Genomic DNA, 23,275 nt, shown 5'->3' with positions numbered 1-23,275 from the left:
CGCGGGCCTGATCGTCCTAGTAGTTCACCGTCACGCTGAACCCGAAAGTGCGCGGCGGAATGATCGAGGCGACGCGCGCGCCCGAGAAGATCGGCACGTTCAGCACATAGCCCATGGCCCGTTCGTCGGTCAGGTTCTTGACCACCAGACCGGCGCGCCAGCGGTTGCTCTCGCTGACCACCGCCACTCCGAGATCGACCGTGGCGTAGCCGTCCTGCAGCGACGCCTCGGACAGGTCGGTCGCCAGATAGTGCTCGCTGCGATAGTTGACGCCCAGATTGCTTTGCAAGCTCAGATCGTTCGGCAGGTCGGCGATGTGCTCCAGGTTGAAGTTCCCCGACCACTTGGAGCCGCCGAACAAGGGGCGTCCGCTCAGGTCCTGAAGGCACGAACCAGGGCCGGTGAAGGCGGCCTTCTGCTCGGCCGTGCAGACGGCTCCGGCGTAGTTTTGGTAGGTAGCGTCGGTATAGGCCGCCGAACCCGTGAAATAGAGGGCCGGGCTGATCTGCCAGCGCCCGTTCACCTCGACGCCCTGCGAGCGAGCGGCCGCGGCGTTGGTGGTCAGGAAGCGCACGCCGTCGAAGGCCGACACCTGCAGATCTTCGAAATCGGTGCGGAAGACCGCCAGGTTCACTTCCGCGCGATTGTCGGCGAAGCGGCTCTTCCAGCCCAGTTCGTAGGAGGTCGCCTCCTCGCCCTCGTATTCACGGCTCAGACCGCTCTGATCGGCCACGTCGAAACCGCCGCTCTTGAAGCCCTGCGTGACCTTGAAATAGGCCATGCCGCGATCGGCGTCGCCGTATTGCAGGGCCAGCGACGGCGACAGGTTGCTTTCGCTGCGTTCCAGATCGGCGCTGAAGTTGACGCTCCCGAAGACGGCCTTGCTGACGGCCAGGTTCATCGGGTTGGTTTCGGGCGTTCTGGTCCCGAACACCGTGACCGTATTCTGCTTGAAGGCCGTCTTCTTCTCGTCCGTGTAGCGCAGACCGCCGACAACGGTGAAGGCGTCGGACAGATGCAGCTTGCCTTCGGCGAAGGCGCTCCAGATCGTCGAGGTCTGATCGAAGGTCCGCTGCGAGCCCAGCTTGACCGTGCCCAGAAGCGAGCCGTTCACGTCCAGCTGCGGGTCAATGAAATAGGTCCCGCGCTGATAGAAGGCGCCGACCGTATATTCGAGCCGCTCGCTGACCGGCGACTCCAGCCGGACTTCCTGACTGAACTGGCGGAATTCCTCGCTCTGTTTGTAGGCGATCAGCGGGATCGAGGTGAAATCGCTGTCGTTGGTCTGCCGGGTGTCGAACGACGAATAGCCGGTGACGGCGCTCAGGATGAAGTCGCCCAGTTCCTTGTGCACCGCCAGGGCGAAGTTGTCGGACTGGATTTCCTCGGCCTCGCCGTAGAAGCCGCCGGACGAGCTCTGGCGATCCAGACCGGCTTCGATCTTCGGGTCGAACGCGGTGAGCACGCCCTTGTAGGCGCCGAAACCGATCAGCTGGAACGGCGAGCCGAGGCGATTGACGTCGCCGTGTTCAAATTTGGCGTTGACCCGCAGGGTGTCGCTCGGCTCCCACTCGACCGAGGCCCGGATCAGGGCGTCCTCGCTGGAACGCTCGCGGCGGTCGGCCCGGGTGTTGAACAGATAGCCGTCATTGCGCGACACGCGGGCCGCCAGGCGGCCGCGCAGGGTCTCGGTCAGCGGGCCGCTGACGTAGCCGGCCAGGACGCGCTCGCGCGCCTCTGTCTCGTATTCGGCGGTCAGGCTGGCGCGGGCGTCTTCGGTCGGGCCGGCCGTGGTGATGTTGACGGCGCCGGCGATGGTGTTCTTGCCGAACAGGATGCTCTGCGGTCCCTTCAGGACCTCGACGCGCTGCAGGTCGAAGAAGGGCACGGCGAACTGCTGGTCGCGACCGGCGAAGACGCCGTCGACGAACATGCCCACCGATTGCTCGAAGCCGCGATCGCCGCCCGAGCCGATGCCGCGAATGCTGATCAGGGAGGTGCTGCCCGACTTGCGGACGCTGAAGTTCGGAATCTTGGTCGAGAGTTCGTCGAAGTTCGACAGATTGAGCCGCTCCAGCGTCTCGCCGCCAACCACATCGACCGAGATCGGCACGTTCTGCAGGGATTCCTGCTTCTTCTGCGCCGTGACGATGATGTCGTCCAACTGGCTCGACGCTGCGCCGTCCTGCGTCGGGGCCGCGTCTTGGGCGTAGGCCAGGCCCGGCATCAGCAGAGCCGTGGACATCAGATAGGCCAGTCGGCGTCCGTGGTTCTTCTTCATGGTCATTCTTCCCCGAAGGCTTCTGCACTCGGGAGACCCCCCGTGCGGCCTCTTGCGACCGAGCCTTTCAAGTATCGATGCTAGGTTCGGCCTCGACGCGAAAACAAACGAATTGGATGCGTCATCCATGAGCTGATTTCATCAGCTCAGAGCGTGTTCCTCATCCCCTCGCCCACCCGCGTCTTGTTCGAACGTCCCGCCCGGTTTCGATCCCAGCCGCAGGGCGACCGCCATCAGGCACAGGGAGATGACGGGCACGACAATGCCGACGTAGAGCAGGATATCGACGCTGCGCGCCGTCGCCTCCGCCACCGGGTCGAAGCCCAGCCAGGCCACCAGCGGCAGGACCAGACCGGCCGCCATGCCTGTGCCGACCTTGTCGAACAGAGTGACCACCGAAAAGGCCATGCCGCGCACGCGACGCCCAGTCGCGGCCTCATAGGCGTTCGCCTGCGCCCCTACCAGCGACCGCACCAGATAAGGGCCGGAACCGAAGGCCACGCCCACGCCCGCCATATAGGCGAAATAGGCTGACGGCGTGCCGATCCGCGCCCACAGGATCAGGCACAGGAAGGCCGCCGCCGTATAGAGGCTGGCCACGATCAGGGTGGTCTTGTCGCCCAGGCGCGCCGCCATCTTCATCCAGACGACCATGCCCAGGCCGCCGGCCAGGAAGAAGACCACCTGGCCCAGGGCGTAGCGCCCGCCCATGCCGAAGACCTGCTCGGCCAGAAAGAAGCCCAGGACCGAGGCCGAGACCCAGCCCAGGTTGAGCAGCAGGATGCCCAGGCAGACGCCGACGAAACCTCGGCTCAGCAGGAAGTCACGATGCTTGGAAAGGGGCTCGTGGCTGTAGCGCTCGGTTCGGCGTTCATCGGGCGCGAACAGGCTGGTGATGAGGGTCGAGACGACGATGGCCACAAGGATGAAGCCCCCGGCCGCCGCCGCCTTGACCGCGATGCCCGGCCCGACGACCTGTTCGGCCACGGCGGTGGCGCCAAAGGTGCCGAAGATCCCCAGGATGACCGCGATCTCGCGCCAGCCAAACAGTTTGGACAGGGTTCGGGGTTCGGAGGCGATAGCGGCGGCCCACGCCTGGTGCGCGATCAGAGCCGTCGTATAGGCCGTCGAGGTCAGCATGGCCGCGATGAACAAATAGGGCGCCCCGACCAGGGTTTTCACCGGGAAGAACAGCAGGCTGATCGCCGTCAGGAAGACAGGCAGGGCGATCCAGATCCAGGGCTTGTGCTGTTGCTTGAAATGGCTGCGGTCGATCGCCAGACCGAGCAGCGGGTCCATGACGATGTCGATCAGACGGACCGCCAGCAGGATGGCGCCCACCGTCGCCAGCGGCATCCCCAACCCTTGCGAATAGAGCGGCGGCACGAAGCTGAGCGTCGCCACGGTCACCGCCGTCAGCGGCACCGCATAGGCGCAGTAAGCCGTCATGGCCACGCCGCCGACCTTGCCTTCGGTTTTCAAGATCCCGCTCCCGTCCCTATCGATGTCCGTCCGAATTCCGCATGGCTTTCATGCGGTTCGGCCTCTTTTGTATTCCCCGCGCGTCGGCAGGACCGCCGCAGGTCAAGACGCATCTGCGGGCAAGGCGCAAGCGCCTTCAAATGAAATCTCCGCCCTGCTGATGAGCCCAGGTCATCAGCAGACCCCCGCAGACCGGTCAGGCGTAGCGAGCGATCAACTCACGCTTGTACAGCTTGCCCGTGGCGTGACGCGGGAAGTCCGCCTCGAACTCCACCCGCTTAGGCGTCTTGACCGGCCCCAGCCGCGCCCGCACGAAACTGCGGATCGCCGCCTTCATCTCATCGCTGGCCAGGGCGTCGTCCGTCAGTTGGACGACGGCGATCGCCACCTGGCCGAACTCGTCATTGTGAACCCCGATCACGGCCGCGTCGCGGATCGCCTCATGCTCCAGAAGCACGGACTCGATCTCTTGCGGGTAGAGGTTCACCCCGCCGGAAATGATCGTGAAGTGGCGACGGTCCGTCAGATACAGATAGCCGTCAGCATCAACGTAGCCGATGTCGCCGAAGGTTCTCCAGCCCTCGACGCTGGTGATCTGACCCGTCTTCCGGGCGTCGCCCAGATATTCAAACGTATGGGCGGATTCAAAATAGATGTCGCCTATCTCGCCCGCTGGCAGTTCGGCGCCGTCAGGACCCAGGACATGGACGGCGCAGTCGCGGGGCCGCCCGACAGAGCCAGGGTGCGCCAGCCATTCGGCCGAACTGATACTGGTCGAGCCGACCCCCTCGCTGCCGGAGTAATACTCGTCGATGATCGGTCCCCACCAGTCGATCATCCGCTGCTTCACATGGACCGGACAGGGCGCGGCGCCGTGAACGGCGTGGCGGTGCGTGGAAAGATCATAGGCGCCGCGAACCGCCTCCGGCAGTTGCAGCATCCGGTGGAACATGGTCGGCACCCACAGGCTGTGGGTCACGTCATGGGTCTGGATGGCCTCAAGGCAGGTTTCCGGATCGAAGTGCTCGGCCACCACCAGCATGGCCCCGGCGTGCAGGGTGATGTTGGCGAAACGGTGCGGCGCGGCGTGATAGAGGGGGCAAGGCGACAGCATCACCGAAGAGACGCCGAACCCATAGGCCGCGGCCCCGCCCATGTTGACCGGATCGGGCGCGTCGAAGGCGCCCTCGGGCAAGGCCTTCAGAATGCCCTTCGGCCGTCCGGTCGAGCCCGAGCTGTAGAGCAGATCCCGGCCCCGCGAGCAGTCGTCGGGACGGGTCGCGGGCTGGGCCGCCACGAGGTCAGCCCAGTCGTCGAAGGCGTCGCTGGTCCCGTCATGGGGGATGTCCAGCAGGCAGGCCTTGACGCCCAACTGGCTCAGGGCCTCGGGCCTCTCGGCGGCGAAACAGCCCTGGGAGACGATGACGACCTTGGCCCGGCAATCCCCGACCACATAGGCCAGATCATCGACCGACAGCTTGGTCGACAGCAGGACGTAATAGAGGCCGATCCGTTGCGCCCCCAGCATGGCCGACAGGAATTCCGGCCGGTTGGTGATCGAAATCCCGACGCAGTCTCCGCGCTTCAGACCCAGGGCCCGCAGGGCGTTGGCCGCCTGATTGGCCTCGGCCTCCAGCGCGCCGAAGGTGATGGTCCGGCCGCTGGGGATGAAGGTCGCCGCGACCCGATCCGGCGCGGCCGCCGCAAAGCGGCTGACATGGTACATCGGAGCCTCCCCCTGCTCCGACATCAGGCGAAGGCCGCCATCTGCATCCGGGCCAGGGCGGCGCGATACTGGGACTCGAGGGCATCGACGATCTCGGCGGCGCTCTCCTGCTCGTTGATCGAGCCGCAGCCGTGGCCGCAGCCGCGGATGTCCTTCCAGACCTTGATCTCGCCATTGTCCATCTTGCGGTACTTGGCGGTCTCGGGGCTGAATTTCGGCAGGTTGTCGATGTCCAGGCCGGCGGCGGTCAGGGTGGACTTCAGATAGTTGCCCGGGATGCCGGTGAAGATGTTGGTGTAGATGATGTCTTCGGCGCGGCTGGCGATGACCTCGCCCTTGTGCTGGTCGCTGGCGCCGGATTCCTTGGAGGCCAGGAAGCGGGTGCCCAGATAGGCGAAGTCGGCGCCCATGGCCTGAGCCGCCAGCACGTCCTGACCGGTGCTCATCGAACCCGCCAGGATGATGACGCCATCGAAGAACTGACGCACCTCATTGATCAGGGCGAAGGGGCTGCGGTCGCCGCCCTGGCCGCCGGCGCCGGCGCAGACCAGGATCAGGCCGTCGACGCCCATCGAGGCCGCCTTGCGGGCGTGGCGGATATTGGTGACGTCGTGGAAGACCAGACCGCCGTAGCTGTGGACCTCGCTGATGATCTCGGGCGGCGGGGCGCGCAGGCTGCTGATGATCAGCGGCACCTTCTCGCGCACGATGGTCGTCAGGTCGGCCTGCCAGCGCGTGTTCAGTTCGCCCATGACCTGGTTGACGCCGAAGGGGGCGATCCTGGCCTCGGGGTTTTCGGCGGCGGCCGTGGCCAGGCGCTCGCGGATCTCGGCGATCCAGTCGACCAGGGCTTCCTGCGGGCGGGCGTTCAGGGCCGGGAAGGTGCCGATGATGCCGCTGCGGCACTGTTCGACCACAAGATCGCGCGTCGAGGCGATGAACAGAGGCGAGCCAATGATCGGAAGGCGCAGTCGGCCCTGAAGGCTTGCCGGAATCGTCATGTCAAAACCCACCCAACGACGGAAACAGGCTTTGAAATCCGGCAGATCGACGGACAAGACAAACGAGTTATCCCACCCATTGATGAATGATGCTCACGTCACATGCTAGCCGCCCGCCTGCGCCTCGGCGCGAACGACGTCGCCAAATTGCAACCCATTGCATAATGACGAAACCGCGATACTAGTTATGCAACTGAATGCATAAAGGCCCCACCCATGCCCTACCCCGAACTGCTGAAGCCGCTGGACCTCGGCTTCACCACGCTGAAAAACCGGGTGCTGATGGGCTCGATGCACGTGGGGCTGGAGGAGGTCGAGAACGGCTTCGAGCGTATGGCCGCCTTCTACGCCGAGCGGGCGCGGGGCGAGGTCGGGCTGATCGTCACCGGCGGGATTTCGCCCAATACGCGCGGCCGTCCCATGCCCTGGGGTTCCAAGCTGACCACTGAGGAAGAGGCCGCGCACCACCGCCTCGTCACCGACGCCGTCCACGCCGAGGGCGGCAAGATCGCCATGCAGATCCTGCATTTCGGCCGCTACGCCTATCACCCCGACCTGGTCGCCCCCTCGGCGGTCCAGGCCCCGATCAACCCCTTCATGCCCCACGCCCTGACGACCGACGAGGTCGAGCAGACCATCGAGGACTTCGTCAACTGCGCCGCCCTGGCCCAGTCCGCCGGCTATGACGGCGTCGAGGTCATGGGGTCCGAAGGCTATCTGATCAACGAGTTCATCGCCGCCCGCACCAACCAGCGCGACGACCAATGGGGCGGCTCCTACGAGAACCGCATCCGCCTGCCGATCGAGATCGTGCGCCGCACGCGTGAAAAGGTCGGCCCCAACTTCATCATCATCTACCGCCTGTCGATGCTCGATCTGGTCGAGGGCGGCTCGACGCTGGAAGAGGTCGTCCAGCTGGGCAAGGCCATCGAGGCCGCCGGCGCCACCATCCTCAACACCGGCATCGGCTGGCACGAGGCGCGCATCCCGACCATCGCCACCAGCGTCCCACGCGCCGCCTTCGCCTGGGTGACCCAGCGGCTGAAGGGCGAGGTCTCCATCCCCCTGGTCGCCACCAACCGCATCAATACGCCGGAAGTCGCCGAGGGCCTGCTGGCTGATGGCTATTGCGACATGGTGTCGATGGCCCGCCCCCTGCTGGCCGACGCCGCCTTCGTGCAGAAGGCGCGCGAGAACCGCGCCGACGAGATCAACACCTGCATCGGCTGCAATCAGGCCTGCCTGGACCACACCTTCGCCGGCAAGATCACCTCCTGCCTGGTCAATCCGCGCGCCTGCCATGAGACCGAACTGGTCATCGCTCCGACCGAAAGCGCCAAGAAGATCGCCGTCGTCGGCGCCGGTCCTGCGGGCCTCAGCTTCGCCGTCACGGCGGCCGAGCGCGGCCACGACGTCACCCTGATCGAGTCCTCGGACGCGGTCGGCGGCCAGTTCAACATCGCCCGCAAGGTGCCAGGCAAGGAGGAGTTCAGCGAGACCCTGCGCTACTTCCGCAAGCAGCTGGAGCTGACCGGGGTCAAGGTCCGCCTGAACACGCGCGCCGAGGCGAACGCCCTGGCCGACGAGGGCTTCGACGAGATCATCCTGGCCACCGGCGTGACCCCGCGCACGCCCGAAATCGACGGCATGGACCACGCCAAGACCCTGTCCTATCTCGACGTCCTGCGCGACGAGGTCCCGGTCGGCAAGACCGTGGCCGTCATCGGCGCCGGGGGCATCGGCCACGACGTCAGCGAATATCTGGTCGAGCGGCATGAGCCGCCGTCGATCGACCGCTTCTTCCGCACCTGGGGCGTGGACGTCGACTATCAGACCGCCGGCGGCCGCCGCGCGCCGCAGGTCGAACCGGCCGAGCGCCAGGTCTTCCTCATGCAGCGTTCGACCGGCAAGGTCGGCGATCGTCTGGGCCGCACCACCGGCTGGATTCACCGCGCCGCGCTGAAGATGCACGGCGTCGTCACCGCCAGCGGCGTCGCCTATCGCCGCATCGACAACGAGGGCCTGCACGTCACCATCGACGGCGCCGAAAAAACCATTCCCGTCGACCATGTGGTCATCTGCGCCGGACAGGAACCCCTGCGCGATCTGCAGGACGCCCTGGTCGCGCGCGGCTGCACGGTTCACCTGATCGGCGGGGCTGACGTCGCCGCCGAACTGGACGCCAAACGCGCCATCGACCAGGGCGTGCGCCTGGCCGCCGCCATCTGATCCTCACAGGAGAAACGCTCATGACGACGCTGCACCCCGCCGCCGCCGCCTCGCTGGCCAAGTGGCATGACATGGTCGCCGCCCAGGACCTGGGCGCCTTGCGCGCCATCACCCACCCCGACGCCGTCTTCCGCTCGCCGGTCGCCTACAAGGCCTATCAGAGCGCCGACGCCGTGGTTCTGGCGGTCAGCACCGCCGCCAGCGTGTTTCAGGACTTCGCCTACCACCGCGAAGCCGCCACCGCCGACGGCCTCAGCGTGGTGCTAGAGTTCAGCGCCCGCGTCGGCGAGCGGGGCGTGAAAGGCATCGACTTCATCCGCTTCAACGAAGACGGCCAGATCGTCGATTTCGAAGTCATGATGCGCCCCCTGAACGGGGTGCAGGCCATGGCCGAAGAGATGGGCAAACGCCTCGGCGCCATCCTCCCCGCCTTCAAGGCGTCCTGACGCCCGGCCGAGCATCCATGTCCCTGCCCCACGCCATTCTGACGTCGCTGGCCGAACGCCCCGGATCGGGGTCGGAGCTGGCTGGCCGCTTCGACCGCTCGATCGGCTATTTCTGGCAGGCGACGCACCAGCAGATCTATCGCGAGTTGGCCCGTCTGGAGGACAGCGGCTGGATTGAAGGGGCGGCCGTCGAAGGCGCTCGCGGGCGCAAGCGATGCTACCGCATCCTGCCCGGCGGCCTGCAAGAATTGGCGCGCTGGACCAGCGAAGCGCTGGAACCGCCCGCCATTCGCGACGAGCTGATGGTGCGCCTTCGCGCCGAGGGCGTGGTCGGTCCAACCGCCTTGCTGGGCCGCCTTCAGGAGATGCTGCACCATCATCGGCAGAAGCTGGAAACCTATCAGGCTATCGAACAGCGCGACTTCGCCACTCTCCCCTGCGAACGCCGACAACGTTTGCAGCACCTCGTGCTGAAGGCGGGCATGGACTTCGAACGCCAACGCATCGCCTTCCATGAAGAGGCCCTGAGCATTCTTCACTCGTCCGAATAGCCAGGCGGATAGCCGTGGCCGCCCATGTGGGGCGGCATCCCAGAGCGATCAGCGCAACCGTTCGGCCAGAAAACCGACGAAGACCCGCACCCGCGCGGGCGTGTTGGCCCCGCCGACAAAGACGGCGTGGATGTTCTCCACGTCGCCTGGATTGAAATCCTCCAGCAGGGGCACCAGCCGACCGGCCGCCACATCATCCACGACGCTGAAGGCGCCGACCCGCGTCACTCCCACCCCGGCCGCCGCCAGTTGGCCCAGGGTTTCGCCGTTGTTGGCCTCGATGTTGCCCTTCACCGACAGGCTGTATTCCCGACCGTCGCGCACAAACGGCCAGACCGGCTCGACGCGGCGGAAGTTGAAGTTCAGGCAGTTGTGGTCGTGCAGGTCCTCGGGAACCATGGGCGTGCCCCGCGCCGCCAGATAGGCTGGCGAGGCGACGACGGCGCGCCGCGTCTCACCTATCTTGCGCGCGGTCAGGCCGCTGTCCGCCAAAGGGCCGAAACGCACTGCCACGTCCGCCTGCCCCGCCGCCACATCAACCACCACATCGGTCAGGTTGATGTCGACCAGGATGTGCGGATAGCGCGCCACGAAGTCGCCCAGCAGAGGCACGACGCACAGCCGCCCGTGCGACAGGGCGACACTGACCCGCAGCCGCCCCCGCGGGGCGCCCTGGTCGGCGATGGCCTGCTCGGCGTCGTCCAGATCGGACAGGATGCGTCGCGCCGCGCCCAGATAGGCCTGGCCCTCCGGCGTCAGGGTCAGGGTCCGGGTCGTGCGCAGCATCAACCGCACCCCCAGACGCACCTCGATCCGGTCGACGGTCCGACTGACGGCCGAGGGGGTCAGGTCCAGATCGCGCCCAGCGGCCGAGAAGCTGCCGCTCGCCGCCACGGCTGAAAAGACGGCCATCTCGCGCGCTCGATCAGCGCCGCCCGGCTGCATCTTTGCATTCATTTCAAAAATCCTTGGCCTGAACCGCCTCTAACGCGCGCAGGCGCAGCCGTCCATCTGTGCGTCTTCGAACAGAACGGAAGAGACCGTCATGGACTATCGTCACACCCCCTATCGCCAGCACGAAGGGTTCGCCCGCCTGAACCCGGCGCTGGTCTGAGCCAAGGCTTGCTCCCCATGAAACTCAATCCTCCCCTTCTCGCCCTGGCGGTCGGCGCCTTCGGCATCGGCGTGACCGAGTTCGCACCCATGGGCATGCTGCCAGTCATCGCCGGCGACCTCGGCGTCTCCATCCCGGCGGCGGGTCTGCTGGTCAGCGCCTATGCATTCGGCGTGCTGATCGGCGCGCCGCTGATGACCCTGACTACGGGCCGCGTGCCGCGCCGGACCCTGCTGATCGGCCTGATGGGCGTCTTCACCCTGGGCAATCTGCTGTCGGCCATCGCCCCTGAGTACTGGAGCTTGATGGCGGCGCGGGTCGTGACCTCGTTCAACCACGGCGCCTTCTTCGGCGTCGGCTCCATCGTCGCCGCCAGCGTGGTCGCGCCGAACAAGCGGGCCGGCGCGGTGGCGGCCATGTTCATGGGCCTGACCATCGCCAACATCACCGGGGTCCCCCTGGCCGCCTGGGCCGGCGAGACCCTGGGCTGGCGCGCCTCCTTCTGGGGCATCGCGGGTCTGGGCGCCCTGGCCATGCTTGCCCTGCGCCTGACCCTGCCGCACGGCCAGGTCGAGGCCGCGACCGACGAAGGCTCCATGAAGGCCGAACTGGGGGTGCTGAAGCGCGGCCCAGTGCTGGCGGCCCTGGCCCTGACCGTCATCGGCTCCAGCGCCATGTTCACCGTCTTCACCTATATCGCCCCGATCCTGAAGGCGCAGACCCTGGCCTCCAGCGCTTTCGTCACCGCCATGCTGGTCGTCTATGGCGTCGGTCTGACGGTCGGCAACTGGCTGGGCGGGCGCTTCGCCGACAGGTCGATGGACCGCACCCTGATCATCACCCTGGCCAGTCTCGCCGCCCTGCTGGTCCTGTTCGCGGTCGTCATGCCGTGGCAGACGCCCGCCGCCGTGGTCATCTTCCTGTGGGGGGTGGCCAGCTTCGCCCTGGTGCCGCCGCTGCAGATGCGGGTGATGACGGCGGCCAGCGACGCGCCCAACCTGGCCTCGGCCATGAACATCGGCGCCTTCAACCTGGGCAACGCCATCGGCGCGGCCCTGGGCGGAGCGGTCATCGGCCTGAACCTCGGCTATCCAGCCGTGGCCCTGGCGGGGGCGGCGATGGCGGGGTCGGGTCTGACTCTGGTCCTGCTGCTGGTCCGGCGCGAGGCTCGCATGACGGCGGCGACCGCCCCGGCCCGCTGCTAGAGCTAAAGACGGCCCCTTCACTTCCCGCGAAGAAGGGGCCGTTTCGCCGATCGGGCGAATCCGCAGGGATGCGCCGCGAAAAAAATGCCCGGCGCATTTCGCGCCGGGCCTAAAAGTCGTTCGGTGATGGTGGGTGTCCTCGAAAAAGAAGACGAGGTCGTTGATCGACCTGTTTGGTTAATCAAACGTAAATCTGGCTCAGGCGTCCGGGAACCAACTGGTCTGCCGCGCCGACGACGACAAGGCCCGCGTCAACCGCCAGCCGGCGCCCGCCCGCTCGATGCGACCAACGGCCGCTCCGTCCGTCGGTCCTGGATAGGCGAACGACGCATCGCCGACCCGGATGCTGGTCGGATGGTCGCCCAAGTTTGGCAGAGCCGCCGTCCAGCGCCCGCTGGAATCGACGTTCACCTCAACGGCCACGCCCCCCCCGCCCGATACAGAAAGACGCGCGCCCGGCACAGCGCGTCCCGAGACCAGAATCCCCCTGCCGTCGCCGTCCACCGAATCAAGGGCCGGCCCGGCGGAAAGACGACGACTGGCGCCGCCCTCGACCAACATCGCGGCCAAAAGCGTCCCCTCGCCGACCAACATCAGCCGCTCGGGACCCGGCGCGGGAAACCGACCGATCTGAACCTCTGGCGTCAGCAGCATGGGCGCGGAAGGGGCGCCGACACGCACGTCGAAGCGCCCGGCGGCGTCCGCTCCCGCCGCGAAGGCCGCTTCCTGGTCGCCGCGCAACACCACCCTGGCGCCGGGCGGCGCTTCGCCGTGGACGATCAGGCCCGCCCCCTGACGCTCGACAGCCCTGATGCGAGGCGCAGCCGTCCAGCCGCCGTCCTGCGGCGCTTCCTCGCCGCCGGTCCGCTCCGCGGGAGCACGGCAGCCCGCCAGGCTCAGCACGATCCCGACCCCTGCGACGATAATCCGACGTTTCATCCTGACCCGCGTAGCGATATGCCTGTGCTTCTCAGATAGCGCGGCCGACGCCGCCCTGTCTCCCTTCCTGAATCGAGGCCCCATGTCTTTGCCGCCCGCCACCATCGCCCCCTTCGACGGCCGCTCGGTCTGCCTGTTCTGCGGCTCGTCCGATGGGGCCGACCCGCAGTACGTCCAGGCCGCCAGCGCCTTCGGCAAGGCGACGGCCGAGGCGGGCTGGCGGCTGGTCTATGGCGGCGGCGGCGTGGGCCTGATGGGCGCCTCGGCGCGCGCGGCGCACGGCGCAGGCGGCCGAGTCGTCGGCATCATGCCCGCCTTCCTGCGCAGCCGCGAACGCCTGTTCGACGACGTCGAGACCGTGGTCGTCACCTCGATGCACGAGCGCAAGCAGCTGATGTACGATCAATCCGACGTCTTTGTCGTGGCGCCCGGCGGCATCGGCACCCTGGAAGAAGCCATCGAACTGCTGTCGTGGAAACGGCTGGACCTGCACGCCAAGCCCGTCATCTTCCTGAACCTGAACGGTTTCTGGGAAAATTACTTCGCCCTGATCCGCCACAGCGTCGAAGAAGGCATGACGCCCGCCAGCTTCCTGGACGCCTACACCAGCGTCGATACGGTCGAAGAGGCCGTCGCCGCCATGAAAATGGCCGAGGAAACGCCGCACTTGAAACATGATCGTCGGTAAGTAAACGTGGGTCAGTAAACGTCGATCCGTTGCCTCGAAACCGCATTGACAGTTTCGAAAGAAAACGGACTATGGCGTCATAAGGGCGTGCGCCCTACCCATATCGGAGACTTAGCCATGCGTGCTCTTCTCGCCGCCGCCGTTCTGTTCGCGGCCGCCCCCGCCTTCGCCAACGCCCCGGCCACCAGCCTGACGCTCGCTGATGCGGCCAAGGCCCCGGCCGGCCGCGTCATCGTCGACGGCGCCGCCTGGCGCTGCGAAGGCGCGTCCTGCACGGCTTCGGGCGGCGCCAGCCAGCCCGCCGCGCGCGCCTGCCGCCGCGTGGTCGCCAAGCTCGGCCCCGTCACGGCCTTCAGCTACAAGGGCGAAGCCCTGGACGAGCAGGCCCTGGCGACCTGCAACGCCGGCTGATCCAGCCGCCATCGCGCTGAAACGAAAAAGGCCGCCTTCGCGAGAAGGCGGCCTTTCTTGTATCCGGTTGAGCCTGAGGCTCAGCCCGCCTCGCCCTTCAGGCGACGCACGATGGCTTCGCGGCCGATCAGCGGCGCCATGGCCGCCATGTCCGGGCCATGCGCCTGTCCGGTCAGGGCCAGACGCAGCGGCATGAACAGGCCCTTGCCCTTGGCGCCGGTCTTCTCCTTCACCGCCGCCGTCCACGCCGACCAGGCGTTGGCGTCGATGACCTCGGGCAGAACTTCCAGGGCCGCCGCAGCAAAGGCGGCGTCCTCGATCACCGGCGCGACCGGGCCGGTGACGATCTTGGCCATGTCGGCCACGTCGGCGAACTTGTTGAGGTTCGGCTTCACGGCCTCCCAGAAGCCCTCGCCGAGATCGACGCCCAGCGCCGCCAGACGCGGCTGCGCCTCGACATAGGTCAGACCGTGCAGGGCCTGGGCGTTCAGGCGGTCCAGGTCGGCGGTGTCGTAGCGCGCCGGCGAACGGCCCATCTTGGAGAAGGCGAACGACTGGCCCAGAGCCTCGACCGAAGGCGCGATCTCGAGATTGTCCGAGGTGCCGATCTTGCCCAGGTGGCTGGTGATGGCGATGGGCTCATAGCCCTGATCGCGCATGTCGCTGATCGACAGCGAGCCCAGGCGCTTGGACAGGGCCGCGCCGTCGGCGCCGACCAGCAGCGGCATGTGGGCGAAGCCCGGAACCTTGGCGTCCAGCGCCTCGAAGATCTCGATCTGCGCGCCGGTGTTAGTGACGTGGTCCTCGCCCCGGATGATGTGGGTGATGTCCATGTCGATGTCGTCGACGACCGACGGCAGCGTATAGAGGAACAGGCCGTCCTCGCGGATCAGCACCGGGTCCGACATCGAGGCGGTGTCCACCTCGGCGTGACCGCGCGCTAGGTCTTCCCAGGCGACGCGCTTGCCTTCCAGCTTGAAGCGCCAGTGCGGACGACGGCCCTCGGCCTCATAGGCGGCCTTCTCGGCCTCGGTCAGTTCCAGCGCGGCGCGGTCATAGATCGGCGGCAGACCGCGCGACAGCTGCACCTTGCGGCGGCGGTCCAGCTCTTCCGAGGTCTCGTAGCAGGCGTAGAGCCGACCCGACGCCTTCAGGCGCGCGGCGGCCTCCTCATAACGGTCGAACCGCTTGGATTGGTTGTAGCGCTCGTCCCAGACCAGACCCAGCCAGGTCAGGTCGGTCTCGATGCCGTCCTCGAACTCCTGCGTCGAGCGGGCCAGATCGGTGTCGTCGATGCGCAGAACGAACGAGCCCCCCTGCCCCTTGGCGAACAGCCAGTTCACCAGAGCGGTGCGGACATTGCCGACGTGCAGCTTACCCGTGGGCGACGGGGCGAAACGAACCTTGACGGACATGAGGATCCTGCGAGCCTGAAAGCGAAGGCGGCCGGGCGGCCCGCCGCGAACCTTGGCGATCCGGGCAGAGCGTCCAGTCTCTGAAAACGCCGAAAAGGCGTCGCACCCCGCAGGATGCGACGCCGTTCCGACAGGGGTCCTAGGTCGATCACGTCTCTCTCGAAGTCAAGAGACGCGCCGCCCTAAACCAATCAGCGCTTGGGTTTCTGGTCCAGAATCTCGATCAGCGACCAATGCACCGACGAGGCGTCGGCCGGCGGGTTGGCGACCGGCGCGCCGCGAACGCGCAGGCGATACGCGACGCCCGGCTGATGCTCGAAGCCCTCATAGCCGAAGTAGTGCAGCGTCCAGGGCTGATCCTCGGCCTCGCGCACCTGCAGACAGGTCGTGCGCGCCACGCCGGCGGTGCAGGGCTGGGTTTCAGCCGCCACGAAGACGGTCTTCTCGACGACCTGACCGACCCCAGGCTTCACCGGCTCCAGGTTCGGCGCAGATGTCTGAGCGCAGGCGCCCAGGGCCAACAGGCTGACAGCCGACAGGGCGACGAGGAAACGGGTCATGAAAAATCCTTGGTAGAGTTAGCAGGTCGACAGCAAAATCGTGCCGACCCGCTCCATATTGCAGCGCAACATGGCCCAACTTGGGTTTTTTCCCGAATTTTCCGTCACCTGCCGGCGACAGTCGCTCAGTCGTCGCGATGGACCCGTTCGCGGCGCTCGTGCCGTTCCTGGGCCTCGACCGACAGGGTCGCCGTCGGGCGGGCTTCCAGTCGGCCCAGGCCGATCGGTTCGCCAGTGTCTTCGCAATAACCGTAGGAGCCGTCCTCGATCCGGCGCAGCGCGTCGTCGATCTTGGAGATCAGCTTGCGTTGCCGGTCGCGGGTCCGAAGCTCCAGCGCCCGGTCGGATTCCGACGAGGCCCGGTCCACCAGATCCGGGTGGTTCTCGGTCTCGGCTTTCAGATTCACGACAGTGCCCTTGGACTCGCGGAGGATGTCATCCTTCCACGCCAGAAGCTTGGCCTTGAAGTAGGCCAACTGCCGCTCGTTCATAAACGGCTCGTCGTCGGTGGGCCGGTACACGACCGAGCCCTCCTCGATCACAGACGCTAATGCGTTCATCGCACTCACGCTCATCTATCTGCGCCCCCCTGCGGCGCAAAGGCCGTATAGGCAAGGCAGAGAGTCGCGGCAATGGCGTTCACGAGTCCGCGTTCTTGTTAAGCTGCATTAACGCCGGACCAGTGTGGCAAATTGCCCTCACCCAGCCCTGCTGATCCGAAATTTCGCGTGCGTTTCCAGAGGCTTCTAGGCGCGCGCCCGCGCCGCCTCCGCCTTGGCCATTTCCACGGCGGCGCGCAGATCAATCTGGTCCAACACGCCCTTCAGGCCGGGGTCGGCGTCCTCGGGCCGCTCTTCGCGTAGGGATCGCGCCAGCCGCTCAAGCGCCGGCGCCCCGTCCTGGCCGTTCAACAGCGCCAGCTTCAACTCATCCAGTCGATCCAGCAGCCCGCCGCCGCGCCTGATCGCCCGGCGCCGACGCTCGGTCGCGTCCTCGACGCCCTGCAGGGCCATCAGGGCGGATACGCCCGCCACGCTGGACGCCGCCGAGGTCGCAGCGGCCGACGCCGGACCTGACGCCGCGCCGCTGGCCGGCAGGCTGAAGCCGCCCGCCGCTTTCGCGGGGCGTGATCCTTGCGTCGATGTAGCGCCCGAGGGGCCTGTGACCTTCATGATCAATGCTCCCGATCTGCCTGAACCATCGACCAGGACCGTCACCGCTTGGTTAACGCCCCGGCAGAATCTGCCGCCAGAACGCGACGTCGCGAACCTCGACTATTGAATCTCAAAGACTTTTACAGCGGCACAAACTTCGCATGGTTAATCGCGAACGCCTCAACAGGACGTCTGTCGTATGCAGAAGTTGCTCACCGCCCTCCTCGCCTCCGCTTCCGCCGCCCTGATTCTGGCTGCGTCGCCGAACGCGGCCGAGGCCCAGTCGCGGATCAAGGACATCGTCTCCATCGAGGGCGTCCGCACCAACCAACTGGTCGGCTACGGCCTGGTGGTCGGGCTGAACGGCACCGGCGACAGCCTCCGCAACTCGCCCTTCACCCGCCAGTCGCTGGAGGGGATGATGGAGCGCCAGGGCGTCAACATTCGCGGCGCCAACCTGAACACCAAGAACGTCGCCGCGGTCATGATCACCGCCGACCTGCCGCCCTTCGCCACGCCGGGTTCGCGCCTGGATGTCAGCGTATCGGCCATGGGCGACGCCAAGAGCCTGCTGGGCGGCACCCTGCTGGTCACATCGCTTCAGGGCGCCGACGGCGAGATCTATGCGGTAGCGCAAGGCTCGGTTCAGACCGGCGCCGTCTCGGCTTCGGGCGGTTCGGGTTCTTCGGTGACGCGCGGCGTGCCGACCGCCGGCCGCATCGCCTCGGGCGGCGTGGTCGAGCGCGAGACCGGCTTTGACCTGTCGGCCATGCCCATCGTGCGCCTGACCCTGCGCAACCCCGACTTCACCACGGCCCAGCGCGTCGCCGCCGCCATCAACCAGTCCTACCCCAACAGCGCCTTCGCCGAGAACGGCACCGTCGTCGCCATTCGTGCGCCTCAGACCCTCGGCATGGCCGGCTTCGTCAGCCAGGTCGAGAACCTGCCGGTTCGGGTCGACGCTCCGGCCAAGGTCATCATCGACGAGGTCAACGGCGTCATCGTCATGGGTGAAGCCGTCCGCATCTCCACCGTCGCCATCGCCCAGGGCAACCTGACCGTCTCGGTCCAGGAAAACCCGATGGTCAGCCAGCCCGAACCGTTCAGCCGCGGCGGCCAGACCGTGGTCGTGCCCCAGTCGAACGTGAACGTCGAAGAAGAAGCCGGCCGTCAGATGCGCATCGTCAACGGCGGGGCCTCGCTGTCCACCCTGGTCAACGGCCTGAACGCCCTCGGCGTCAGCCCGCGCGACATGATCAGCATCCTGCAGGCCATCAAGACCGCCGGCGCCCTGCAAGCCGACATCGAGGTGATGTAATGGACGCCGTCTCCGTCTCCCCCGACCTGCTGCGCCCGACCGCCGCGACCGCCAAACGCGGCCAGTCGCCAGAACAGATGCGCCAAACCGCCGAGGCCTTCGAGGCCAGCTTCCTGTCGCAGATGCTCAAGCCCATGTTCGAGGGCATCCAGACCGACGGCCCGTTCGGCGGCGGCGAGGGCGAGGCCACCTGGCGCAGCTTCCTGATCGACGCCATGGCCAAACAGTCCGTCAAGGCCGGCGGCATCGGCCTGGCCGACACCGTCCTGTCCGAAATGCTCAAGATGCAGGAACAGCCCGCGTGACCGCCGACGTCGAGACCTCCACCCTGCGCGCGCGCCAGCTGATCAACCTGACCCGGGCCCTGACCGAACGCCTCGGCGCCGAACGCGACGCCTTCCGCGCCCACCGCGCCCAGGACGTGGCCTCGGGCATGGCCGAGACCCAGGAACTGGCCAATCTCTATCGCCGCGAGTCGGCCCAGGCCAAGGCGGCGCCCGCCTTCCTGTCGGTCATTCCCGCCGCCGACCGCGACGCCCTGATCGCGGCGACCGAAGCTTTCGAGATCGTTCTGGCTGAACACGCCTCGACCGTCGACGCCGCCCGTCAGGTGTCCGAAGGCCTGGTCCGCACCATCGCCGCCGAGGTGGCCGGGGCCCGCGCCCAGGGCGTCGGCTACGGCGCTTCGGGCCGCGCCACCGAAGGCGACGGCCGCGCCGTGGCCCTGAATCGCAAGGCCTGAACCGGACGGACGGAAATCGCCGCTCGATCCGCCTTTTCTTAACAGCCTGGCGGCAAGGTCCCGCCATGAGCCTGAAATCCCGCCTTCTTGGACTGGCGTTCGCCGCAGCTGACGCCTTGGTCGAAATCGACAGGAACGGTCAGATTGCGTTCGCACTCGGCGCCGGACCGATGGCGAGCCAGAACTCAGCCGCATGGATCGGCCAGCCGATCGCCAGCCTGTTCGCCGTCGCCAGCCGCCCAGCCGTCGTCGAGGCGACCCGCGCCCTGATCGCCGGCGGCCGCTGCGACCCGCTGGAGGTGCTGGTGGATTGCGGCGACGGACATGTCAGGCGCGCCGTATTCCGCGCCTTCATGCTGCCCGAACTGGCCCCGGCCGTGTCCTGCGCCCTGACCTATGCCGGACCCGCCTTCGAGATGAGCGCCGCGCTCGACGCCGCGGACATCGCCGACGCGGACGGCTTCATGGAGCACGCCCGCAAAACCCTGGGCGACCAAAGCGGCGCCGCTCTGCAGCGCCTGGCGCTCGCCTTCATCGAGGTTCAGGGCCTCGGCGGCGCCAATGAGGCCGCCAACGAACGTGTCGCCGCCCGCCTCGGCGCGCGGTTGCAGCTGGCTTCTCACGACGGCGTCAGCGCAGGACGCCTGACGCCGAACCGTTACGCCCTGGTCAAACACGCCGACGACGTTCGCGATCTGGAGGCGGAAGTGCGAGAAGCCGGTCTGGCCGAAGGTCTGGACCTGACCTCGCGCGCCAGCGAAGTGGCGGTGGGTTCAGACGCCCTGTGCGCCCTGCGCGCCATGCGCTTCGCCATCGAGGGCTGCCTGAAGGACGACGCGGCCCAGCCCGAGCTCAGCTTCGCCGATTCCCTGTCGCGCACGCTCAAGGACGCCGACCGCTTCCGCGGCATCGTGCGCGACAAGGAATTCGCCCTTTTCTATCAGCCGATCGTCGATCTGAAGACGCGGGCCGTGCACCATTTCGAGGCCCTGGCCCGCTTCGGCCAAAGCGGCGGGCCCGCCCCCGCCATCCGCATGGCGGAAGAGCTGGCCCTGATCGAGAGCTTCGATCTGGCCGTAGCCGAGAAGATCGTCCAACGCCTGCGCCAGCCCGGATCAGGCCTGCTCAAGATCGCCATCAATGTCTCCGGCGCCTCCCTGGCCAATGACGCCTATGTCGCCGCCCTGCTGCGGATGACGGCGTCGGATCCCGACAACCGGCGCCGCCTGATCGTCGAGGTGACGGAAACCGCCGCCCTGGCCGACATCCCCGCCGCCAACCGGCGTCTCGGCGCCCTGCGCGACGCGGGGATCAAGGTCTGCATCGACGACTTCGGCGCCGGCGCCGCCGCCTTCGACTACCTGCGCGGTCTGTCGGTCGATACGGTGAAGATCGACGGCTCCCTCGTGCGCGGCATCGACAGCGACCCACGCACCCGCACCATGATCGGCCACCTGGTCGAACTGTGCGGTTCGTTGAATCTGAGCACCATCGCAGAGATGATCGAGACCGAGGAAGCGGCCCAGGCTGTTCAGGACCTGGGCGTCGGCTACGGCCAGGGCTGGCTGTTCGGTCGCGCCGAGGCTGAGCCCGTCACCGTCGCGCCCGTCGCCGCACGCGCCCGTCGTCAGGGCATGGTCGAAGCCTGGGGCTGATCGCCTCCCGGTCGCACCTCGCGCTCAATTCCGATGGCGCCGAGAAACTCCCGATCGTGGCTGACCACCACCAGCGCGCCGTCATAGGCCGCCAGCGCCGCCTCGATGGCCGCAATGGAATCCAGATCCAGATGGTTGGTCGGCTCGTCCAGGATCAGCAGTTGCGGCGGCCGCGCCCCCGTCATGACGCAGGCCAGCGCCGCCCTCAGCCGCTCGCCGCCTGACAGGGTCCCGACCGTCCGATGCGCCGCCGTGTTGCGGAACAGGAAGCGCGCCAGGGCCGCATGGGCGTCGTTCGGCGTCCCCTCCGGGTTCAGCCGCCGCCAAGCCTCGATCAGGGTCTCTTCCGGCTTCAGGATCGCCGCCGCCTGATCCAGCAAGGCCGCCGTCACGGGCCGCTCGATCCGCCCCGCCGTCGGCGCCAGTTCGCCCGAAACCAGCTTCAACAGCGTCGTCTTGCCCGCCCCGTTCGGCCCCGCGATCGCCACCCGCACCGGTCCGGTCAGACGCAGTGAAACAGGCCCGACGATCAACCGCCCCTCGGGACTGCGCCACTCCACCCCGTCCAGCGCCAGCACGGCCTTGCCTGCCGCCAGCCCCGTCGAGGGCATGGGTACGGACAGCAGCCGCGCCCGCTCGACCCGTTCGCGCGCCTCGACCAATTGCGCCTCGACCTCCGCCCGGCGTCGCTCGGCCAGACGGCCCTCGCGCGCACCGGACTCCTCGGCGCGTTGGGCCTTGGCGTCGAGCAGGATCTTGGGATCGGACGACCCCGCCCGATGCGCCCGCCCTGCCTTGTCGCGTTTCGCCTTCTTCTCCAGCGCCGTCTGCGCCTCGCGCGCCGCACGACCGACCTCGCGCTCGGCTGTCTCCAGATCGCGCTCGGCCGCCGCCCGCTCGGCCTCGCGCCGCTCGACATAAAGGTCCCAGCCGCCGCCATAGGTCCGCGCGCCCAGGCTCGACAGCTCCACGATCCGGTCCATCCGCCGCAGCAAGCCCCGGTCGTGACTGACGGTCAGCACCCCGCCCGGCCAGCGCCCCACGACCTCGGCCACCAAGGCTCTCGCCTCGGCGTCCAGATGGTTGGTCGGCTCGTCCAGCACGATCAGGTCCGGCGCCGCCAGCATCAGCCCCGCCAGCCGCAGCCGCGTGTGCTCGCCTCCGCTCAGGCTGGACGTGGGCCGTTCCAACGCCAGCCCGGTCAGCCCGACCTGCGCCAAGGCCTCGTCCAGCCGCGCCTCCAGCGTCCAGTCGGCCTCGGCCATATCCTGGACCAAGCCCTCGCCCGCCAGCACCCGCTCTAACAGCGCCAGAGGCCCTGCCGCGCCGAGGGTGTCAGCCACGGTCTCGCCGGGCGCCGGCTCATAGGTCTGGGCCAGCCAGCCGACCGTTCCGGCGCGCGCGACCGTCCCCTCCGCGGGCTCGGCCAGACCGACGACAAGCCGCAGCAGCGTGGTCTTGCCCACGCCATTGCGGCCCACGACGGCCGTGCGCTCGCGCCCGAAGGCGAGGCTCAGATTATCGAATAGGGGATGACCGTCAGGCGTGCGGGCCGCGACGCTGCTGAGCGTCACGAGTGCGGATGCGGACGGGCTGGGGCTTGGGCTGAGCGAGGACATAGGCGAGCACGAAGAGCGGAGCGGAAAGGGCGAAACCGATTTCCAAAGCGCTGATCATGATCGTCGTGCCTCCTCGTCAAATACGTTGGCTGAATAGAAGGATGGGTGCTGATCTTTCGCAGCGCAACCCCAATTCTCCGGCCCCGCTTTTGCGATGCGGCGCCGAGCGCCTATCTTGGCCCCATGACCGCGCCTGACCGAACCGTCGCCTTCCGCATCGACCGCCCCGCCCCCGACCGCGCCGAGGCCGCCGCCCGCCGGGCCGAAGCCGTGGACCGCATCCGCGCCGAGACCGGCATCGACGAGGCCCTGATCGACGCCCTGGTCGAAGGCTTCTACGCCCGCGTCCGTGACGACGACTTCATCGGCCCGATCTTCGCCGAGCGGATCGCGGACTGGGGTCCGCACCTCGAACAGATGAAGCTCTTCTGGTCCTCGGTGGCCCTGTCCACTGGCGTCTATCAGGGCCGGCCCATGCCCAAGCACCTGCCTCTGCCCATCGACGCCCGCCATTTCGACCGCTGGCTGGCGATCTTCGAGGCGACCGCCCGCGACCTCTGCCCGCCCGTCGCCGCCGACCACTTCATCGTCCGCGCCCGCCGCATCGCCGAAAGCCTGGAACTGGGCATCGCCAACGCCAACGGCGTCCTGGTCGGACCGAGCGAGCGCTACGTGCGACCCGCAGCTGCGTGGGAACCTCACGACTAGTGCAGAATGTTCCCACATTGTTCTTGCTGAA

The 23,275-nt window shown here is 67.5% G+C and carries 23 protein-coding genes; 11 read left to right on the top strand and 12 right to left on the bottom strand.

Annotated features, from left to right (window positions below; genetic code table 11):
* Window positions 1-16: 16 nt before the first annotated feature.
* The 4 genes from AC3IS2_RS05695 to AC3IS2_RS05680 form a co-directional block, all read right to left on the bottom strand.
* Window positions 17-2,281 carry a TonB-dependent receptor gene (locus AC3IS2_RS05695; protein WP_489199690.1) on the bottom strand — a complete coding sequence of 755 codons (2,265 nt, stop codon included), beginning with the start codon at window positions 2,279-2,281 and terminating at the stop codon, window positions 17-19.
* A gap of 141 nt (window positions 2,282-2,422) precedes the next feature.
* Entirely contained in the window at window positions 2,423-3,763 is a 1,341-nt protein-coding gene (locus tag AC3IS2_RS05690; RefSeq protein ID WP_489199689.1) for an MFS transporter, read from the bottom strand.
* Window positions 3,764-3,959: 196 nt separating this feature from the next.
* Window positions 3,960-5,489 (bottom strand): AMP-binding protein, encoded by a 1,530-nt coding sequence (locus tag AC3IS2_RS05685; RefSeq protein ID WP_489199688.1) that lies wholly within the window; start codon window positions 5,487-5,489, stop codon window positions 3,960-3,962.
* 23 nt (window positions 5,490-5,512) lie between these two features.
* Entirely contained in the window at window positions 5,513-6,490 is a 978-nt protein-coding gene (locus tag AC3IS2_RS05680; protein ID WP_489199687.1) for an NAD(P)H-dependent flavin oxidoreductase, read from the bottom strand.
* 216 nt (window positions 6,491-6,706) lie between these two features.
* On the opposite strand from AC3IS2_RS05680, the gene AC3IS2_RS05675 reads away from it, so the two are divergent.
* From AC3IS2_RS05675 to AC3IS2_RS05665, 3 genes are read left to right on the top strand one after another with little or no spacing between them, the layout of a single operon-like run.
* Complete coding sequence (locus AC3IS2_RS05675; RefSeq protein WP_489199686.1) at window positions 6,707-8,719, top strand: oxidoreductase; 2,013 nt, start codon at window positions 6,707-6,709, stop codon at window positions 8,717-8,719.
* Between the two features lie 20 nt (window positions 8,720-8,739).
* Window positions 8,740-9,165: a nuclear transport factor 2 family protein gene (locus AC3IS2_RS05670; RefSeq protein ID WP_489199685.1), complete on the top strand. Its 426-nt coding sequence runs from the start codon at window positions 8,740-8,742 to the stop codon at window positions 9,163-9,165.
* A gap of 17 nt (window positions 9,166-9,182) precedes the next feature.
* Window positions 9,183-9,716 (top strand): PadR family transcriptional regulator, encoded by a 534-nt coding sequence (locus tag AC3IS2_RS05665; RefSeq protein WP_489199683.1) that lies wholly within the window; start codon window positions 9,183-9,185, stop codon window positions 9,714-9,716.
* A gap of 48 nt (window positions 9,717-9,764) precedes the next feature.
* On the opposite strand, the gene AC3IS2_RS05660 is transcribed toward AC3IS2_RS05665, so the two are convergent.
* Window positions 9,765-10,673: a LysR substrate-binding domain-containing protein gene (locus AC3IS2_RS05660; RefSeq protein WP_489199682.1), complete on the bottom strand. Its 909-nt coding sequence runs from the start codon at window positions 10,671-10,673 to the stop codon at window positions 9,765-9,767.
* Window positions 10,674-10,847: 174 nt separating this feature from the next.
* On the opposite strand from AC3IS2_RS05660, the gene AC3IS2_RS05655 reads away from it, so the two are divergent.
* Window positions 10,848-12,035, top strand: a complete 1,188-nt coding sequence (locus AC3IS2_RS05655; protein WP_489199680.1) for an MFS transporter — start codon at window positions 10,848-10,850, stop codon at window positions 12,033-12,035.
* A gap of 198 nt (window positions 12,036-12,233) precedes the next feature.
* Here AC3IS2_RS05655 and AC3IS2_RS05650 read toward each other — a convergent pair whose 3' ends face one another.
* Entirely contained in the window at window positions 12,234-12,974 is a 741-nt protein-coding gene (locus tag AC3IS2_RS05650) for a hypothetical protein (RefSeq protein WP_489199678.1), read from the bottom strand.
* A gap of 82 nt (window positions 12,975-13,056) precedes the next feature.
* Here AC3IS2_RS05650 and AC3IS2_RS05645 point away from each other — a divergent pair, with 82 nt between their 5' ends.
* Window positions 13,057-13,662 carry an LOG family protein gene (locus tag AC3IS2_RS05645; RefSeq protein WP_489199676.1) on the top strand — a complete coding sequence of 202 codons (606 nt, stop codon included), beginning with the start codon at window positions 13,057-13,059 and terminating at the stop codon, window positions 13,660-13,662.
* Window positions 13,663-13,779: 117 nt separating this feature from the next.
* Window positions 13,780-14,073 (top strand): DUF8200 family protein, encoded by a 294-nt coding sequence (locus AC3IS2_RS05640; protein WP_489199674.1) that lies wholly within the window; start codon window positions 13,780-13,782, stop codon window positions 14,071-14,073.
* A gap of 80 nt (window positions 14,074-14,153) precedes the next feature.
* Here AC3IS2_RS05640 and gltX read toward each other — a convergent pair whose 3' ends face one another.
* The 4 genes from gltX to AC3IS2_RS05620 all read right to left on the bottom strand — a co-directional run bounded on the left by gltX (window position 14,154) and on the right by AC3IS2_RS05620 (window position 17,220).
* Entirely contained in the window at window positions 14,154-15,488 is a 1,335-nt protein-coding gene (gltX, locus tag AC3IS2_RS05635; protein WP_489199672.1) for a glutamate--tRNA ligase, read from the bottom strand.
* Between the two features lie 191 nt (window positions 15,489-15,679).
* Window positions 15,680-16,048, bottom strand: coding sequence for a DUF4377 domain-containing protein (locus AC3IS2_RS05630; protein ID WP_489199671.1), 369 nt, complete (start codon window positions 16,046-16,048; stop codon window positions 15,680-15,682).
* 125 nt (window positions 16,049-16,173) lie between these two features.
* The gene (gene dksA, locus AC3IS2_RS05625; protein WP_489199670.1) at window positions 16,174-16,608 is read right to left on the bottom strand and encodes an RNA polymerase-binding protein DksA; all 435 of its coding nucleotides are present in this window, start codon (window positions 16,606-16,608) and stop codon (window positions 16,174-16,176) included.
* Between the two features lie 186 nt (window positions 16,609-16,794).
* Window positions 16,795-17,220 (bottom strand): flagellar assembly protein FliX, encoded by a 426-nt coding sequence (locus AC3IS2_RS05620; protein WP_489199668.1) that lies wholly within the window; start codon window positions 17,218-17,220, stop codon window positions 16,795-16,797.
* A 181-nt stretch (window positions 17,221-17,401) separates the two neighbouring features.
* Between AC3IS2_RS05620 and AC3IS2_RS05615 the strand changes: the two genes are divergently transcribed.
* The 4 genes from AC3IS2_RS05615 to AC3IS2_RS05600 all read left to right on the top strand — a co-directional run bounded on the left by AC3IS2_RS05615 (window position 17,402) and on the right by AC3IS2_RS05600 (window position 20,917).
* Window positions 17,402-18,520 (top strand): flagellar basal body P-ring protein FlgI, encoded by a 1,119-nt coding sequence (locus AC3IS2_RS05615; RefSeq protein WP_489199666.1) that lies wholly within the window; start codon window positions 17,402-17,404, stop codon window positions 18,518-18,520.
* Window positions 18,520-18,825 carry a rod-binding protein gene (locus tag AC3IS2_RS05610; protein ID WP_489199664.1) on the top strand — a complete coding sequence of 102 codons (306 nt, stop codon included), beginning with the start codon at window positions 18,520-18,522 and terminating at the stop codon, window positions 18,823-18,825. Before AC3IS2_RS05615 ends, AC3IS2_RS05610 begins: the two co-directional genes overlap by 1 nt.
* Complete coding sequence (locus AC3IS2_RS05605; RefSeq protein ID WP_489199662.1) at window positions 18,822-19,262, top strand: flagellar basal-body protein FlbY; 441 nt, start codon at window positions 18,822-18,824, stop codon at window positions 19,260-19,262. The genes AC3IS2_RS05610 and AC3IS2_RS05605 overlap by 4 nt, the downstream gene beginning before the upstream one ends.
* Window positions 19,263-19,327: 65 nt before the next feature.
* Window positions 19,328-20,917: an EAL domain-containing protein gene (locus AC3IS2_RS05600; protein ID WP_489199661.1), complete on the top strand. Its 1,590-nt coding sequence runs from the start codon at window positions 19,328-19,330 to the stop codon at window positions 20,915-20,917.
* Here the strand turns inward: AC3IS2_RS05600 and AC3IS2_RS05595 are convergent.
* Together AC3IS2_RS05595 and AC3IS2_RS05590 are read right to left on the bottom strand one after the other, a co-directional pair.
* Window positions 20,890-22,491, bottom strand: a complete 1,602-nt coding sequence (locus AC3IS2_RS05595; protein ID WP_489199659.1) for an ABC-F family ATP-binding cassette domain-containing protein — start codon at window positions 22,489-22,491, stop codon at window positions 20,890-20,892. The genes AC3IS2_RS05600 and AC3IS2_RS05595 overlap by 28 nt on opposite strands.
* The gene (locus AC3IS2_RS05590; RefSeq protein WP_489199658.1) at window positions 22,457-22,594 is read right to left on the bottom strand and encodes a hypothetical protein; all 138 of its coding nucleotides are present in this window, start codon (window positions 22,592-22,594) and stop codon (window positions 22,457-22,459) included. Before AC3IS2_RS05590 ends, AC3IS2_RS05595 begins: the two co-directional genes overlap by 35 nt.
* A 125-nt stretch (window positions 22,595-22,719) precedes the next feature.
* On the opposite strand from AC3IS2_RS05590, the gene AC3IS2_RS05585 reads away from it, so the two are divergent.
* Entirely contained in the window at window positions 22,720-23,244 is a 525-nt protein-coding gene (locus tag AC3IS2_RS05585; RefSeq protein WP_489199657.1) for a group III truncated hemoglobin, read from the top strand.
* The last annotated feature ends 31 nt before the right edge of the window (window positions 23,245-23,275 follow it).

The organism is Brevundimonas sp. KH_025, assembly GCF_057839885.1.
The sequence above is the reverse complement of the archived record's forward strand: the minus strand, read 5'-3'. Positions and strand labels throughout refer to the sequence as shown.

Coding starts and splice junctions, on each gene's coding strand:
- AC3IS2_RS05590 (WP_489199658.1), bottom strand. CDS start 22,594: ATGATCAGCGCTTTGGAAATCGGTTTCGCCCTTTCCGCTCCGCTCTTC.
- AC3IS2_RS05680 (WP_489199687.1), bottom strand. CDS start 6,490: ATGACGATTCCGGCAAGCCTTCAGGGCCGACTGCGCCTTCCGATCATT.
- AC3IS2_RS05585 (WP_489199657.1), top strand. CDS start 22,720: ATGACCGCGCCTGACCGAACCGTCGCCTTCCGCATCGACCGCCCCGCC.
- AC3IS2_RS05610 (WP_489199664.1), top strand. CDS start 18,520: ATGGACGCCGTCTCCGTCTCCCCCGACCTGCTGCGCCCGACCGCCGCG.
- AC3IS2_RS05675 (WP_489199686.1), top strand. CDS start 6,707: ATGCCCTACCCCGAACTGCTGAAGCCGCTGGACCTCGGCTTCACCACG.
- dksA (WP_489199670.1), bottom strand. CDS start 16,608: ATGAACGCATTAGCGTCTGTGATCGAGGAGGGCTCGGTCGTGTACCGG.
- AC3IS2_RS05685 (WP_489199688.1), bottom strand. CDS start 5,489: ATGTACCATGTCAGCCGCTTTGCGGCGGCCGCGCCGGATCGGGTCGCG.
- AC3IS2_RS05695 (WP_489199690.1), bottom strand. CDS start 2,281: ATGAAGAAGAACCACGGACGCCGACTGGCCTATCTGATGTCCACGGCT.
- AC3IS2_RS05620 (WP_489199668.1), bottom strand. CDS start 17,220: ATGAAGGTCACAGGCCCCTCGGGCGCTACATCGACGCAAGGATCACGC.
- AC3IS2_RS05600 (WP_489199661.1), top strand. CDS start 19,328: ATGAGCCTGAAATCCCGCCTTCTTGGACTGGCGTTCGCCGCAGCTGAC.
- AC3IS2_RS05665 (WP_489199683.1), top strand. CDS start 9,183: ATGTCCCTGCCCCACGCCATTCTGACGTCGCTGGCCGAACGCCCCGGA.
- AC3IS2_RS05645 (WP_489199676.1), top strand. CDS start 13,057: ATGTCTTTGCCGCCCGCCACCATCGCCCCCTTCGACGGCCGCTCGGTC.
- AC3IS2_RS05670 (WP_489199685.1), top strand. CDS start 8,740: ATGACGACGCTGCACCCCGCCGCCGCCGCCTCGCTGGCCAAGTGGCAT.
- AC3IS2_RS05615 (WP_489199666.1), top strand. CDS start 17,402: ATGCAGAAGTTGCTCACCGCCCTCCTCGCCTCCGCTTCCGCCGCCCTG.
- AC3IS2_RS05630 (WP_489199671.1), bottom strand. CDS start 16,048: ATGACCCGTTTCCTCGTCGCCCTGTCGGCTGTCAGCCTGTTGGCCCTG.
- AC3IS2_RS05640 (WP_489199674.1), top strand. CDS start 13,780: ATGCGTGCTCTTCTCGCCGCCGCCGTTCTGTTCGCGGCCGCCCCCGCC.
- gltX (WP_489199672.1), bottom strand. CDS start 15,488: ATGTCCGTCAAGGTTCGTTTCGCCCCGTCGCCCACGGGTAAGCTGCAC.
- AC3IS2_RS05650 (WP_489199678.1), bottom strand. CDS start 12,974: ATGAAACGTCGGATTATCGTCGCAGGGGTCGGGATCGTGCTGAGCCTG.
- AC3IS2_RS05660 (WP_489199682.1), bottom strand. CDS start 10,673: ATGAATGCAAAGATGCAGCCGGGCGGCGCTGATCGAGCGCGCGAGATG.
- AC3IS2_RS05655 (WP_489199680.1), top strand. CDS start 10,848: ATGAAACTCAATCCTCCCCTTCTCGCCCTGGCGGTCGGCGCCTTCGGC.